Genomic DNA, 15348 nt, shown 5'->3' on the forward strand with positions numbered 1-15348 from the left:
CCTCGCTTACTCCTACAACCCGCCGGTCGCCTGAAAACTCACGCCGATCACCGTCAACACCGACAACGGCAACAGCAACGTATCCAGCAAAGCACTGGCCGGCAGATCAATACCAGGATAGCTCGGTGCTTCTGCCCCAAAACGGTCCATCGCGCAGCAACCGCCATTCATGGCGTACAAATCCAGTCGCGTTCCCGCATACACCACCGGAGCCCCCGGCTTGGCAGCATCCAGCGTGCGCACCGTGGCACAGCCCGCCAGTTGCAGAGCCAGCACAACCATCAGCAGCTTATTCATCGCTGGTCAGATGGTGTTCGCCCCAACGCGGCAGCATGTCTTGCGGGATGTTCAGCAGGTTGAGAATCCGCGCCACGACGAAGTCGATCAGGTCATCGATGGTTTGTGGCTGATGATAGAAGCCCGGCGACGCGGGCAAGATCGTCACACCCATGTTCGACAACTTGAGCATGTGCTCCAGATGAATACTCGAATACGGCGCTTCGCGCGGCACCAGGATCAGCTGGCGACGCTCTTTCAGTGTGACGTCAGCGGCCCGTTCGATCAGGTTGTTACAAGCACCGGTCGCGATAGCCGACAGCGTGCCGGTCGAACACGGCACCACCACCATCGCCGACGGCGCGCCGGAGCCCGAGGCCACCGGCGACATCCAGTCCTCCTTGCCGTACACCCGAATCTGCCCCGCGGCAGCGCCGGTGTATTCGGTGAGAAAGGCCTGCATCATCTGGGTTTTCGGCGGCAACGTAACGTCGGTTTCGGTGGCCATCACCAGCTGCGCAGCCTTGGAGATCAGGAAGTGCACCTCGCGATCTTCGCGAATCAGGCAGTCCAGCAGGCGCAAACCGTACTGGGCGCCCGAAGCGCCGGTCATCGCCAGCGTGATGCGTTCCGGGCCATTGTTCATTTGAGCGCCTCGGCCAGTTTGCCGTGCAGGCCGCCGAAGCCGCCGTTGCTCATGATCACCACGTGAGTGCCGGGTTGAGCCTGGCTTTTCACGCGCTCGATAATGCCTTCCAGAGAATCGCTGACAATCGACGGCACCGTGCACAGCGCCGCGGTAGCGCTCAGGTCCCAGCCGAGGTTGGCCGGTGCGTACCAAATCACTTGATCGGCATCGACCACGCTTTCCGGCAAGCCATCACGGTGAGCGCCGAGCTTCATGGAATTGGAGCGCGGCTCGATGATGGCGATCAATGGCGCGTCGCCAATGCGTTTACGCAGACCGTCGAGGGTCGTGGCGATGGCAGTCGGGTGGTGAGCGAAGTCGTCGTAGATGGTGATGCCACGGACTTCGGCGACTTTTTCCATCCGGCGCTTCACGCTTTTGAACGCGCTCAACGCAGCGATGCCCATGGACGGCACGACACCGACATGCCGCGCCGCCGCCAAGGTGGCCAAGGCGTTGGCGACGTTGTGTTGACCGGTCATGTCCCACTCGACCACGCCTTGAGCGACGCCTTCGAACATCACTTCGAATGTCGAACCGTCTTCACTCAGCAGTTTGACCTGCCACTGACCACCAGCGCCGGTGGTTTGCACCGGGGTCCAGCAGCCCATCTCGATCACACGCAGCAAGGCCGGTTCGGTGGTCGGGTGGATCACCAGGCCTTCACTCGGGATAGTCCGCACCAAATGGTGGAACTGTCGCTCGATAGCCGCCAGATCAGGGAAGATGTCGGCGTGATCGAACTCCAGGTTGTTCAGAATCGCCGTACGGGGGCGGTAGTGAACAAACTTGGAGCGCTTGTCGAAAAATGCACTGTCGTATTCGTCGGCTTCGATCACGAAGAACGGCGTGCCGCCCAGACGCGCCGACACCGAGAAATTCTGCGGCACGCCGCCAATCAGGAAACCGGGGCTCATGCCCGCGTGCTCCAGCACCCAGGCGAGCATGCTGCTGGTGGTGGTTTTGCCATGCGTGCCGGCGACGGCCAGCACCCAGCGACCTTGCAACACGTGATCGGCCAGCCACTGCGGGCCGGAGACATACGGCAAGCCCTTATTCAGGACGTATTCGACCGCCGGATTGCCGCGGGACATGGCGTTGCCGATGACCACCAGATCCGGGGCCGGATCGAGTTGCGCCGGGTCGTAGCCCTGGGTCAACTGAATGCCCTGAGCCTCAAGTTGAGTGCTCATCGGCGGATAGACGTTGGCATCGGAGCCGGTCACATGATGGCCCAGCTCTTTGGCCAGAACCGCCATCGAACCCATGAAAGTGCCGCAGATACCAAGAATATGAATGTGCATTAGTCGACCTCGTAAAACATGGCCGCAGGTTAGCTTAGAGAGGCAGAAATCGCACTCTTTAGCTGAGACTTGCCACCACCACTGTGGCGAGGGAGCTTGCTCCCGCGGGGGCGTGCAGCGGCCCCCACCTGCGCTCGCGATTACTCTGGCTTATTGCATTCCTTGATTGCGACGGGAGCGAGCTCCCTCGCCACAAAAGCGGTTTACCGGGCAATCCCGTGCTTGCGCAGTTTTCGGTAAAGGGTATTGCGGCTGACACCAAGCTGTTCGGCGGTATGCGTCATATGCCAGCGCGTCTGTTCCAGCACATTCAACAACGCCAGCCGCTCGGCATCGTCCAAGGGGTGTTCGGAAGGCTGGTCAACGGCAACCACCGGCATCGGTCGCGCCTGACGAATCATCACCGGCAAATCCTCCAGCCCGATCCGCCCGCCGTCGCACAACGCTGCCAACGTGCGCAGCACATTGCGCAACTGCCGCACATTTCCGGGCCAGGCAAAACCCAGCAAGGCCTGGCGTGCCGGCTCATCAATCAGCACCGTCTCCCCGCCCGCCTCTTGCGCCAGCAGAAAATCGAGCAACTGGGATTTGTCACTGCGCTCGCGCAACGCCGGCAGTGCGATCTCCAGACCGTTGAGCCGGTAATACAAATCCTCGCGGAAGCTGCCGTCCTGCACCCGTTCCAGCAAATTACGGTGAGTGGCGCTGATGATCCGGACGTTGACCGACTCCGGCTCACCGCCAATCGGCACGACTTGCCGGTCTTCGAGCACCCTTAATAGCCGGGTCTGCAATGCCAGGGGCATGTCGCCGATTTCATCCAGAAATAATGTCCCGCCATCTGCCTGCTGCAACTTGCCGCGCATGCCTTCCTTGCGCGCACCAGTGAAGCTGCCGCCGCGATAACCGAACAGTTCGCTCTCGATCAGGCTTTCGGGGATGGCCGCACAATTGAGCGCAACGAAGGCCTTTTGCGCCCGCTGACTGGCCTGATGCACCGCCTTGGCGAAGGCCTCCTTGCCGGAGCCGGTTTCGCCGTTGATCAGCAGCGGTACGTCCCGTTCGAAGACGCGAAGGGACTTGCGAAAATCTTCCTGCAACCCGACGTCGCCCAAACATATGCCCGACAACCGCGACGGCTCGCTGATCACCGGAGCAGGCACCACGGGCACCGGAATGCTGCGCGGCTGACCACGCAACACGGCAAACAGACTTCGCCCGTCGCGGGTGCGCAGCGGCCAACTGGCGCTGGCATTCACACTCGCTCGGCCCAGCAACTCGTCCAGCGAGCAATCGAAAAACGCCTCGACCGGTTTCCCCAGCAGTCCGCCGCGAACATGGCCCAACAGGTTGAGCGCACTCTGGTTGACCGCGCAGATCCGCCCTTCCCCGTCGAACGCCAGCAACCCTTCGCTGAACAGCCCGACGGATTCGGCCTGCAGGTGGAAGCGCAGCAACCACTGATTGTCGAAGTAACGCAGGAAGTAGCAGCTCTCGATCATCTTCGCCGACAGATTGACCAGCGCCATGGTGTGAAACTGGCTTTGCCGCGAGACGTCGTGACGCGCCGAGGACACGTCGAGCACCGCCAGCAATTCGCCATGCGGGTCGAACACCGGGCTCGCCGAGCAGGTCAGGCCGGTGTGGCGGCCGCGAAAGTGTTCGTCCTGGTGGATGGTCAGCGATTGGCGTTCCACCAGGCAGGTGCCAATGCCGTTAGTGCCTTCGCAGGCTTCGCTCCAGTCGGCGCCGAGCCAGAGGCCGGCGCGTTCGAAAATCTTCCGCTCGGCGGGCGCAGTCACGCAGTTGAGGATCACCCCGCGCGCATCGGTCAGCAGCACCGCATGACCGGCGCCGGAGAGTTGCTGATGCAGGCTGCTCATTTCGTTGCCGGCGATGTGCAGCACTTGCTGCAAGCGCTCGCGGCTTTCAAGGACGCGGCCATGCTCCAGCACCGTCGGCGCCATGGTCAGGGCGGGGTCGAGGTGATAGTCCTCAAGACAGCGCAGCCAGGACCGGGCGATGGACGGGTCGCTGCCGGGACCGTGCAGGTGGGATTTGCCCTGGGTCACGGTCAGCACTTGCTGGGCATGGCGACTCAAATGGTTGTCGTGCATTTCTTATTATTCTCTCCGAGAGCTGTGCTGAAACCCCACTAAGGAGCCTGGAACACATCCTGTGGCGAGGGAGCTTGCTCCCGCTCGAGTGCGAAGCGCTCGCCAAACCTGACCGGCAGACATATCCGGGGCCGCTTCGCAACCCAGCGGGAGCAAGCCCCCTCGCCACACACGTTATCCGTGTGGCAATTGTGGTCCAGCATCCTCCAGCCATCGACCCAATGCAATGCTGGCAAGACCGCCCGGTCACAGGCTGTCCCACAAACGGCACAAAGTGTCACGGGCACCGTACCGAAAGCGTCACAGGCGCAGCCCGTCCGTCCGACAAAAATCGCGCAAAGCCTTGATTTTCCTGACCTGCAGGGCAGTGGCCCGGCCTTTGCTCTACGCTTAAAGCAAGCGCACAGGCGCTCTTCCTTACAAATACAAAAAGCCAAGGAGAAAACATCATGCGTTACGCTCACCCCGGTACTGAAGGCGCTATCGTTTCGTTCAAGAGCAAATACGGTAACTACATCGGCGGCGAGTTCGTCGCGCCTGTCAAAGGTCAGTACTTCACCAATACCTCGCCAGTGAATGGCCAACCGATTGCCGAATTCCCGCGTTCCACGGCCGAAGACATCGACAAGGCCCTGGACGCTGCCCACGCCGCTGCCGACGCCTGGGGCGCCACGTCCGCACAGGCTCGCTCGCTGGTGCTGCTGAAAATCGCCGACCGCATCGAACAGAACCTCGAACTGCTGGCAATCACCGAATCCTGGGACAACGGCAAAGCCGTGCGTGAAACGCTCAACGCCGACATCCCGCTGGCCGCGGACCATTTCCGTTATTTCGCCGGTTGCATCCGCGCGCAGGAAGGCAGCGCTGCCGAGATCGACGGCAACACTGTGGCTTATCACATCCATGAACCACTGGGCGTTGTCGGGCAGATCATCCCGTGGAACTTCCCGATCCTGATGGCCGCCTGGAAACTCGCCCCGGCCCTGGCCGCCGGTAACTGCGTGGTGCTCAAGCCTGCCGAGCAAACCCCGCTGGGCATCACCGTGCTGATGGAGCTGATCGGCGACCTGCTGCCGCCGGGCGTGCTGAACGTGGTGCAAGGCTTCGGCAAAGAGGCCGGTGAGGCTCTGGCCACCAGCAAGCGCATTGCCAAGATAGCCTTCACCGGCTCGACCCCGGTCGGCTCGCACATCATGAAATGCGCCGCCGAAAACATCATTCCGTCCACCGTGGAGCTGGGTGGCAAGTCGCCGAACATTTTCTTCGAAGACATCATGAAGGCCGAACCGTCGTTCATCGAGAAAGCTGCCGAAGGCCTCGTGCTGGCATTCTTCAACCAGGGCGAAGTCTGCACCTGCCCGTCCCGCGCACTGGTACAAGAGTCGATCTACGACGAATTCATGAAAGTGGTCATGAACAAAGTCCTGCAAATCAAACGTGGCGACCCGCTGGACACCGACACCATGGTCGGCGCACAGGCGTCCGAGCAACAGTTCGACAAAATCCTTTCGTACCTGGAAATCGCCAAGGGCGAAGGCGCCGAACTGCTGACTGGCGGCAAGATCGAAAAACTCGAGGGCAGCCTGGCGACGGGTTATTACATCCAGCCGACCCTGCTCAAGGGCACCAACAAAATGCGCGTGTTCCAGGAAGAAATCTTTGGCCCTGTGGTGAGCATCACCACGTTCAAGGACGAAGCCGAAGCCCTGGCCATCGCCAACGACACCGAGTTCGGCCTGGGTGCCGGCCTCTGGACCCGCGACATCAACCGCGCCTATCGCATGGGCCGCGCCATCAAGGCCGGTCGCGTGTGGACCAACTGCTACCACCTGTACCCGGCGCATGCCGCGTTCGGCGGTTACAAAAAATCCGGCGTCGGTCGTGAAACCCACAAAATGATGCTCGACCACTATCAGCAGACCAAAAACCTGCTGGTGAGCTACGACATCAATCCGTTGGGGTTCTTCTAAAAACCCGGGGCCACACGGGTATTCCCGTGTCGCCCTTTCGATAGTCATCGCGGGCTTGCCCGCGATGGCGCCCTGAACGACAACATCAAATCATCGCCCTGCCGCTCTGGCACGGGCTTTGCGTGCCCGCTCTACAGGTAAATGCAGTTCCCGAAAGTCCAACAGATCAAACAATAAAAAAGACAGCGAGGACTTATGACTTCTTCCACACAGCTCAAACCCACACTCGGCACCCTGCATTTATGGGGCATTGCCGTCGGCCTGGTGATTTCCGGCGAATACTTCGGCTGGAGTTACGGCTGGGGCACCGCAGGCACCCTGGGTTTCCTCGTCACCGCGCTGATGGTGGCGACGATGTACACCTGCTTCATCTTCAGCTTCACCGAATTGACCACCGCCATTCCCCATGCGGGCGGGCCGTTTGCCTACAGCCGGCGGGCCTTTGGCGAGAAAGGCGGCCTCATCGCCGGCATCGCCACCCTGATTGAGTTCGTCTTTGCGCCACCCGCCATTGCGATGGCCATCGGCGCTTATCTGAATGTGCAATACCCGGAACTTGACCCCAAGATTGCAGCCGTTGGCGCCTATTTCGTCTTCATGACCTTGAATATCCTCGGCGTCAGCATCGCCGCGACCTTCGAACTGGTGGTCACCGTTCTGGCCGTCGCCGAGTTGCTGGTGTTCATGGGCGTGGTCGCGCCGGGCTTCAGCTTCAGTAACTTCGTGCTCAACGGCTGGTCGGGCTCGAACGAGTTCACCATTGCCTCCATCCCCGGCATCTTTGCGGCGATCCCGTTTGCGATCTGGTTTTTCCTCGCCATTGAAGGCGCGGCGATGGCAGCTGAAGAAGCCAACGACCCGAAACGCACGATTCCCAAGGCCTACGTCAGCGGCATTCTGACCCTGGTGTTCCTCGCGATCGGCGTGATGGTGATGGCGGGCGGCGTGGGCGACTGGCGTCAACTGTCGAACATCAACGACCCATTGCCCCAGGCGATGAAAGCCGTGGTCGGCAACAATTCGACCTGGATGCACATGCTGGTCTGGATCGGCCTGTTCGGGCTGGTGGCGAGCTTCCACGGGATCATTCTCGGTTACTCGCGCCAGTTCTTCGCCCTGGCCCGTGCCGGTTACCTGCCTCGCTCGCTGGCCAAACTGTCGCGCTTCCAGACCCCGCACCGGGCCATTCTGGCCGGCGGCGTGATCGGCATCGCGGCGATCTACAGCGACGGCCTGGTCAACCTGCAAGGGATGACCCTGACGGCGGCAATGATCACCATGTCGGTATTCGGCGCCATCGTGATGTACATCATCAGTATGCTGAGCCTGTTCAAACTGCGTAAAACCGAGCCGAACCTGGAGCGTTCCTTCCGCGCGCCGGGCTATCCGATCGTCCCGGGGATTGCGCTGTTCCTGGCGGTGGTGTGCCTGGTGGCGATGGCGTGGTTCAACCCGCTGATCGGCTGCGTGTTCCTCGGGTTCATGGCGGCCGGTTATCTGTATTTCCAACTGACCGCCAAGCAGCGCTTCGATGCGCCGGCGGATGCGATGCTCGAAGGCGTCTGAGTTGCACCGGCGCCGGGCCATGAGCCCGGCGCCTGCTTTATTGAAGTGCACACAGTTCCCTTGTGGGAGCCAGCCTGCTGGCGATTGCGGCCTGACAGTCAGCATGGATTTCGACTGACACACTGCAATCGCCAGCAGGCTGGCTCCCACAAGGGTTCGGCGGTGTATTTGAGACATTTATAGAATCAGGAGGACACCGTGGCCACATTTGCCCATTCCGTCGGCGCCCAGACCTATCGCTTCGCCAGCCTGAAAGAGGTCATGGCCAAGGCCAGCCCGGCGCGTTCCGGGGACTTTCTGGCCGGCGTCGCCGCCCTCAACGATGGCGAGCGTGTGGCCGCGCAAATGGCCCTGGCCGATATCCCGCTGACTCATTTCCTGCAGGAAGTGCTGATTCCCTATGAGGCCGATGAAGTCACCCGACTGATCATCGACACCCACGACAAACAAGCCTTCGCCACGGTCAGCCACCTGACGGTCGGCGGATTCCGTGACTGGCTGCTCAGTGACGCTGCCGACGAACAGAGCCTGCGCGCCCTCGCCCCCGGACTGACGCCGGAAATGGCCGCGGCCGTGTCGAAAATCATGCGCGTGCAGGACCTGGTGCTGGTCGCGCAGAAAATCCGCGTGGTCACGCAATTCCGCGGCACCATGGGATTGCGCGGACGCTTATCCACACGCCTGCAACCCAATCATCCCACCGACGAACCGGCGGGCATCGCCGCGAGCATTCTCGACGGTCTGTTGTACGGCAACGGCGACGCGATGATCGGCATCAACCCGGCCACCGACAGCATCGCCTCGATTTGCGCAATGCTGGAAATGCTCGACGCGATCATCCAGCGCTATGAGATTCCTACACAGGCCTGCGTGCTGACCCACGTCACCACGTCCATCGAAGCGATCAATCGCGGCGTTCCACTGGACCTGGTATTCCAGTCGATCGCCGGCACCGAAGCGGCCAATGCCAGCTTCGGCATCAACCTGAACGTTTTGCAGGAAGGCTATGACGCCGGTTTGGGCCTGAATCGCGGCACCTTGGGGCAAAACCTCATGTATTTCGAGACCGGCCAGGGCAGCGCTCTGTCGGCCAACGCCCACCACGGCCTCGATCAACAGACCTGCGAAACCCGAGCCTACGCCGTGGCGCGACACTTCAAACCGTTTCTGGTGAACACGGTTGTAGGGTTCATCGGCCCGGAGTACCTCTACAACGGCAAACAGATCATCCGTGCCGGTCTGGAAGACCACTTCTGCGGCAAATTGCTCGGCGTGCCGATGGGCTGCGACATCTGTTACACCAATCACGCCGAAGCCGATCAAGACGACATGGACACCCTGCTGACCCTGCTGGGCGTGGCCGGGATCAACTTCATCATGGGCATCCCCGGATCCGACGACATCATGCTCAATTACCAGACCACCTCGTTCCACGACGCGCTCTATGCCCGACAAACCCTGGGCTTGAAGCCGGCTCCGGAATTCGAACAGTGGCTGGCCAGAATGGGCATCTTCACCCAGGCAGACGGCAAGATTCATTTCGGCGACAGCCTGCCGCCCGCCTTCCGCCAGGCGTTGGGGCAACTGGGATGAGTGTCGAAATGGACAAACCGCCTGTTAATGCAGAAAATCCATTGCTGGCACTGCGGCGCCTGACCCCGGCGCGGATTGCCCTGGGCCGCACCGGCACCAGCATGCCCACCAGCGCACAGCTGGATTTTCAGTACGCCCACGCCCAGGCCCGGGACGCGGTGCACCTGCCCTTCGACCATGCCGGGCTCACCGCCCAATTGGCCGAGTGCGGATACGAAAGTGTGCTCCTGCACAGCGCCGCCGCAAACCGGGACACTTATTTGCAGCGCCCTGACCTGGGGCGGAAATTGAGCGATGAGTCGGCGCAAATCTTGCGCAATCATGCTTCAGCCCATCCCGGCGGCGTCGATCTGGTGATTGTCGTGGCCGATGGTTTGTCGGCACTGGCTGTGCACCGTCACACGGCGCCCTTCCTGGCGCGCATGCGAGAGCAGATCGAAGTCGATGGCTGGACGGTTTCTCCGGTGATTCTGGTAGAGCAAGGCCGGGTCGCTGTGTCCGATGAAATTGGTGAGCTGCTGGGCGCAAAAATGGTGGTGATCCTGATCGGCGAACGCCCTGGACTCAGCTCGCCAGACAGCCTGGGGTTATATTTCACCTACAGTCCAAAGGTCGGCCTGACTGATGCTTACCGCAACTGCATCTCCAATGTGCGACTGGAAGGCTTGAGTTATGGCATGGCGGCACACCGTTTGCTTTATTTGATGCGTGAAGCCTGTCGACGGCAGCTGTCGGGGGTCAACCTGAAGGACGAAGCGCAGCTTCTGACGCTGGAGTCGGACGCAGGAGCGGACATCAAAGGTAATTTCCTACTGAATTCGCCGAAGGCCTGAACCGTTTCCGCATTGCGTTTCTCATTCGGTTTCAGGCAGGATCGAAACACGGCTGCCCGAGTGAGAACCGTTCGCCGTCAGAGCAAGACAGCCACTTGAAGACGAGACCTATCGATGCGGATTATTCAAGCGACCCTCGAACACCTGGACCTGCTGACCCCGTTGTTCGTCAAATATCGCGAGTTTTATGGTTCCCTGCCGTATCCGGACTCGTCCCGGGCGTTCCTCGAGAAACGTCTGCGCCGCAAGGAATCGGTGATCTACCTGGCCCTGGCCGATGACGACGACAAGAAGCTGATGGGTTTCTGTCAGCTGTACCCGAGCTTTTCGTCGCTTTCGCTCAAACGCGTGTGGATCCTCAATGATATCTACGTCGCTGAAGACGCACGCCGTCAGTTGGTCGCCGACAATCTGATGCGCACCGCGAAAAAAATGGCCAAGGAAACCAACGCCGTGCGCATGCGCGTTTCCACCAGCAGCGACAACCAGATCGCGCAGAAAACCTACGAATCCATCGGGTTCAAGGAAGACACCGAGTTCAAGAACTACGTGTTGCCGATCAGCGACGAGCTGTAACCCCTCCACGCTGTGGCGAGCTCTTTGTGGCAAAGGAGCTCGTCGGATCGCCGCACCGTCCCGCTCGGCTGCGCAGCCGTCGTAAAATCGGCCAATGTAATTCCCCTGACTGACCGCGAACTCAGGCTCTGGGAGTGCTTCGCCCTCCAGCGGGAGCAAGCTCCCTCGCCACAGGTGGTGTGTGCAGCCTGTCGGACTGTGATTTGAACGACATCCCCCGCTACAAACTCGACGCGCTTTTCACTTTCCAGCCCGTATAATGCCGACCTTTCCGGCTTGTAAGAAAAACTACACCCGTCTGTAGCCTTACGCGAAGTCATCCGCACAGGCCTGCCGAGTCGGGCCGTCACCACAGGTGCCCCCCATGGATTTCAACCCGCTCGACCTTATCCTGCATCTCGATGTTTACCTCGACTTGCTGGTGAACAACTACGGGCCATGGATCTACGCCATTCTGTTTCTGGTGATCTTCTGCGAAACCGGCCTGGTGGTGATGCCCTTCCTGCCGGGTGATTCCTTGCTGTTTATTGCGGGTGCCGTGGCGGCGGGTGGCGGCATGGACCCTGTGCTGCTGGGCGGTTTGCTGATGCTCGCGGCGATCCTCGGTGACAGCACCAACTACGTCATCGGACGAACGGCAGGCGAACGTCTGTTCAGCAATCCGAACTCGAAAATCTTCCGTCGCGATTACCTGCAACAAACCCACGATTTCTACGACAAGCACGGTGGCAAAACCGTGACCCTGGCGCGGTTCCTGCCGATCATCCGCACCTTCGCACCGTTCGTCGCCGGCGTGGCAAAAATGCCTTATCCGCGTTTCTTTGCCTTCAGCGTCCTCGGCACCATCCTTTGGGTGGGCGGCCTGGTGACCCTCGGTTACTTCTTCGGCAACGTTCCGTTCATCAAGCAAAACCTGTCGCTGCTGGTAGTGGCCATCATCCTGCTGTCGCTGGTGCCAATGATCATTGGCCTGGTCCGCAGCCGCTTCGGCAGCTCCGCCTCCAAAGCCGAACCCCGCTGAGCGATGTGGTCGCTCAGCGCCTGGCGTCGCCGGCGCATTCTCGCCAGACACCCGATTGCCGATGACATGTGGCAGCGGGTGCGCCATCACCTGAGTTTTCTCGACGGCATCAGCGCCGCTGAAGACCAATGGCTGCGCGAGGCCAGTGTGTTGTTCCTGGAAGACAAACACCTGACCGCCCTGCCCGGCGTCGAACTCCATCAGGAACAGCGCTTGCTGCTCGCCGCCCAGGCGCAATTGCCCTTGCTGAACCTGGGCGATCTGAACTGGTATCAGGGTTTTCACGAAATCGTCCTCTACCCCGACGACTTCCTCAGCCCCCAGCGCCATCGCGACGCCAGTGGCGTGGAGCACGAATGGGACGGCGAGCACAGCGGTGAGGCCTGGCAGCAAGGCCCTATCATCCTCGCCTGGCCCGGCGTGATGGCCAGTGGCGGCTGGGAGGGCTACAACCTGGTGATCCACGAACTCGCGCACAAACTCGACATGCTCAACGGCGACGCCAATGGCCTGCCGCCGCTGCACGCCGACATGCGCGTCAGCGACTGGGCCAGGGTGATGCAAGAGGCCTACGACGACCTCGACCGGCAACTGGAGCGCAACCCTGACGCCGAAACCGCCATCGACCCGTATGCGGCGGAAAACCCCGCCGAGTTCTTTGCGGTGACCAGCGAATACTTCTTCAGCGCTCCGGATTTGCTGCACGAGGCGTATCCTCGGGTGTATGAACAGCTGAAGCTGTTTTACCGACAGGACCCATTGGCCCGGCTGCGGCAACTTCTGGCCGAAGACCCGGTCTATCAGGCACGCGACTAAGGTCTACAAGACCCTTGGTGCATGGCATCGACGGCGGAATATGCCTATAATCGCCGCCACTTTTTGGTCAATCCGGCCAAGTGTTTTTGGTCAACTAACGGGGGCACCGCCCAATGAGCTACAGCAAGATTCCGGCTGGCAAAGACCTGCCGAACGACATCTACGTCGCGATCGAGATTCCGGCCAACCACGCGCCGATCAAATACGAAATCGACAAAGACAGCGATTGCCTGTTCGTTGACCGTTTCATGGCCACCCCGATGTTCTACCCGGCCAACTACGGTTACATCCCGAACACCCTGGCTGACGACGGTGATCCCCTCGACGTGCTGGTCGTGACCCCTTACCCGGTTGCTCCAGGCTCCGTCATCCGCGCCCGTCCGGTCGGCATCCTGAACATGACCGACGACGGCGGCGGCGATGCCAAAGTCATCGCAGTCCCGCACGACAAGCTGTCCCAGCTGTACGTCGACGTGAAGGAATACACCGACCTGCCACCCCTGCTGATTCAGCAGATCGAGCACTTCTTCGCGAACTACAAAGATCTCGAAAAAGGCAAATGGGTGAAAATCGAAGGCTGGGCCGGTGCAGACGCCGCCCGCGAAGCGATCACCAAGTCGGTTGCTGCCTATAAAGGCTGAGACGCCACTGGCCTTGCGCCACTGACGACTTGAAAAAACCCCGGTTGATCCGGGGTTTTTTGTGCGTGTTTGAATCAGCTTAAACAGCACGTTTAACTGGCGGGTGCAGCGGTTTTTCCTTGTTTAATTCTTACCAAAGACGTCTTACATCAAGACTTAAATTTCACGTCAAATTTGAACGTTTTGTTGAATCAAAGCCTTATGCCGCGCGGCTAGACTCGTGTTTATGAAAAAGAACAAAACCTGCGGCCCACGATTCAGAATGCTCCTGAAAGAGGTCCAAATCACGACCACGAGATTTGCCGAATTCCTGGGCATTTCCGACCCTCAAACTGTCCACAACTGGTATTCCCGCGGAGTGCCCGACTACCGCATGGAGGATGTCGCCAGAAGACTCTCCGTGAACAGCGAATGGCTGAAAACCGGGGAAGGGCCAAAAGACGCCAGGGAATTACGTCTGGTCGACGACTCCGGCAACGCCTTCGACGCCCAGTCGATCCGCGGCACCTATCGGGTCATCGAACCCGTCGACATCGAACTGCCCTTTTACAAAGAAACGGCCATCACACCCGGCGCTGACAAAACCCACGTCATCAAAGACCCCAGCGAATCGATCCGCCTGCCACGAAGCGATCTCGACTCCCTGGAAATCAATCACGCCGACGCCATCTGCGCCCGGATGGTCGGCAACAGCATGGCCGAAAGAATCGAAGACGGCTCCATCGTCGCCATTGATCGCGGGCTCACGCAAATTGTCGACGGAGAGATCTACGCCATCGAGCACGACGGCATGTTGCGCATCAAGTACCTGAGCCGGGTGCCGGGCAACGCGATTCGCATGCGCAGCCACAACAGCGCCGAATACCCGGACGAGGTCATCAGACCTCCGCAAATCGAAGAAGAAAACATCAGGGTGCTGGGATGGGTGTTCTGGTGGTCGACCCTGAACAAACGCAGGCCACCTATACCCTTTCTGTAAACACATAACCGTGTAGCAGCTGGCGAAGCTGTGGCGAGGGGATTTATCCCCGTCGGGCTGCGAAGCGGCCCCTGTTGTTCCTGCCACACCGCGCCCAATGAATAACGACGGCTTCGCCGCCGAACGGGGCGGTGCGACGCTTCGCTAAATCCCCTCGCCACAGCTTCGCCAGCTCCTACAAGTCACGGGAATAGCTCTAGGTCGCACACCAAGCTGGGAATTCTCCAAAAAAATCAGTATGCTGCGCCCCACATTTGCGCATCGACCCGCCCCGCGGCTCCGATCGCACCGACAAGGCAGATGATTTTCTCGCCGAGTCCCACAGCCGGACGCAAGATCCGGGTGTACGTTTTGAAGGCTGGCGCGGTTTACCAAAAATGAACCAAGCCAGTCCCCGAGAAGCCGGCCACAAGCCGGCTTTTTAATGTCTGCGGGAAGTCACTCGCACTTCTGAAACTCTCTGCTTTTGCCAAATCAACAGTTTCGTCCTACTTTCACAAAGCTCTGTTCTACGTCGACAGGCTACCCAAGACACAGTGACTTACGCTTTCTCAGCATCAACGGCTCACTCGTGAGGGATACCTAAGCGGTCGTTAACTTATACTCGCCCGCGACCCGCCCAATACCTAGCTATCACAGGGAAGCGTCCATGTCCGTTCCAACTTACGATCAGTTCATCGAGCCGATTCTGCGGTTTCTCGCCACGAAACCCGATGGAGTTCCCGCTAGGGATGCCTATGAAGCTGCAGCAAAAATGTTGCAACTGACTTTAGAGCAGCGTGAGGAACTGATAGCCAGTGGGCAGACGACCTATAAGAACAGAGCGGGTTGGGCGCACGATCGGCTCAAGCGCGCTGGCCTTTCCAGCAGTGCCAAACGCGGGTATTGGAAATTACTGACGCGGGTGTGGCCTACGCCAAGGACCACCCTGCTCCCATGCCTTCCGATGAAGTGGAGCATTTAGCCAT

At 60.1% G+C, this 15348-nt stretch carries 14 protein-coding genes; 10 read left to right on the forward strand and 4 right to left on the reverse strand.

The genetic code is table 11. The annotated features are described in order from the left end of the window. Window positions 1-12 precede the first annotated feature (12 nt). The 4 genes from ACM6IQ_RS04270 to ACM6IQ_RS04285 all read right to left on the reverse strand — a co-directional run bounded on the left by ACM6IQ_RS04270 (window position 13) and on the right by ACM6IQ_RS04285 (window position 4385). Window positions 13-297 (reverse strand): YceK/YidQ family lipoprotein, encoded by a 285-nt coding sequence (locus ACM6IQ_RS04270; protein WP_017341012.1) that lies wholly within the window; start codon window positions 295-297, stop codon window positions 13-15. Continuing rightward, a complete protein-coding gene (gene ubiX, locus ACM6IQ_RS04275) occupies window positions 290-922 on the reverse strand; it encodes a flavin prenyltransferase UbiX (RefSeq protein ID WP_008035761.1) in 633 nt (210 codons plus the stop codon). The genes ACM6IQ_RS04270 and ubiX overlap by 8 nt, the downstream gene beginning before the upstream one ends. Next, a complete protein-coding gene (gene mpl / locus ACM6IQ_RS04280) occupies window positions 919-2268 on the reverse strand; it encodes a UDP-N-acetylmuramate:L-alanyl-gamma-D-glutamyl-meso-diaminopimelate ligase (protein WP_017341013.1) in 1350 nt (449 codons plus the stop codon). Before mpl ends, ubiX begins: the two co-directional genes overlap by 4 nt. 203 nt (window positions 2269-2471) lie before the next feature. Next, on the reverse strand, window positions 2472-4385 hold the full coding sequence (locus ACM6IQ_RS04285; RefSeq protein ID WP_017341014.1) for a sigma-54-dependent Fis family transcriptional regulator: 1914 nt from the start codon (window positions 4383-4385) through the stop codon (window positions 2472-2474). Window positions 4386-4834: 449 nt separating this feature from the next. Between ACM6IQ_RS04285 and ACM6IQ_RS04290 the strand changes: the two genes are divergently transcribed. The 10 genes from ACM6IQ_RS04290 to ACM6IQ_RS04335 all read left to right on the forward strand — a co-directional run bounded on the left by ACM6IQ_RS04290 (window position 4835) and on the right by ACM6IQ_RS04335 (window position 15344). Continuing rightward, window positions 4835-6355, forward strand: a complete 1521-nt coding sequence (locus tag ACM6IQ_RS04290) for an aldehyde dehydrogenase family protein (protein WP_017341015.1) — start codon at window positions 4835-4837, stop codon at window positions 6353-6355. Window positions 6356-6550: 195 nt separating this feature from the next. Beyond that, window positions 6551-7921: an ethanolamine permease gene (eat, locus tag ACM6IQ_RS04295; RefSeq protein ID WP_414878127.1), complete on the forward strand. Its 1371-nt coding sequence runs from the start codon at window positions 6551-6553 to the stop codon at window positions 7919-7921. Window positions 7922-8119: 198 nt separating this feature from the next. Continuing rightward, the gene (locus ACM6IQ_RS04300; protein WP_414878128.1) at window positions 8120-9514 is read left to right on the forward strand and encodes an ethanolamine ammonia-lyase subunit EutB; all 1395 of its coding nucleotides are present in this window, start codon (window positions 8120-8122) and stop codon (window positions 9512-9514) included. An 8-nt stretch (window positions 9515-9522) separates the two neighbouring features. Continuing rightward, the gene (eutC, locus tag ACM6IQ_RS04305) at window positions 9523-10347 is read left to right on the forward strand and encodes an ethanolamine ammonia-lyase subunit EutC (protein WP_414878129.1); all 825 of its coding nucleotides are present in this window, start codon (window positions 9523-9525) and stop codon (window positions 10345-10347) included. Between the two features lie 114 nt (window positions 10348-10461). Continuing rightward, on the forward strand, window positions 10462-10923 hold the full coding sequence (locus ACM6IQ_RS04310; RefSeq protein WP_017341019.1) for a GNAT family N-acetyltransferase: 462 nt from the start codon (window positions 10462-10464) through the stop codon (window positions 10921-10923). Between the two features lie 364 nt (window positions 10924-11287). After that, window positions 11288-11944, forward strand: a complete 657-nt coding sequence (locus ACM6IQ_RS04315) for a DedA family protein (RefSeq protein ID WP_017341020.1) — start codon at window positions 11288-11290, stop codon at window positions 11942-11944. A 3-nt stretch (window positions 11945-11947) separates the two neighbouring features. Then, window positions 11948-12760: a zinc-dependent peptidase gene (locus ACM6IQ_RS04320; protein ID WP_017341021.1), complete on the forward strand. Its 813-nt coding sequence runs from the start codon at window positions 11948-11950 to the stop codon at window positions 12758-12760. A 113-nt stretch (window positions 12761-12873) separates the two neighbouring features. Further along, a complete protein-coding gene (gene ppa, locus ACM6IQ_RS04325) occupies window positions 12874-13401 on the forward strand; it encodes an inorganic diphosphatase (RefSeq protein WP_003205933.1) in 528 nt (175 codons plus the stop codon). 226 nt (window positions 13402-13627) lie between these two features. Next, window positions 13628-14380 carry a S24 family peptidase gene (locus tag ACM6IQ_RS04330; RefSeq protein WP_414878130.1) on the forward strand — a complete coding sequence of 251 codons (753 nt, stop codon included), beginning with the start codon at window positions 13628-13630 and terminating at the stop codon, window positions 14378-14380. A gap of 649 nt (window positions 14381-15029) precedes the next feature. Further along, window positions 15030-15344, forward strand: a complete 315-nt coding sequence (locus ACM6IQ_RS04335) for a winged helix-turn-helix domain-containing protein (RefSeq protein WP_414878131.1) — start codon at window positions 15030-15032, stop codon at window positions 15342-15344. The last annotated feature ends 4 nt before the right edge of the window (window positions 15345-15348 follow it).

Origin of the sequence: Pseudomonas sp. IT-P100 (assembly GCF_949767185.1) — a bacterium.
GTDB lineage: Bacteria > Pseudomonadota > Gammaproteobacteria > Pseudomonadales > Pseudomonadaceae > Aquipseudomonas > Aquipseudomonas fluorescens_B.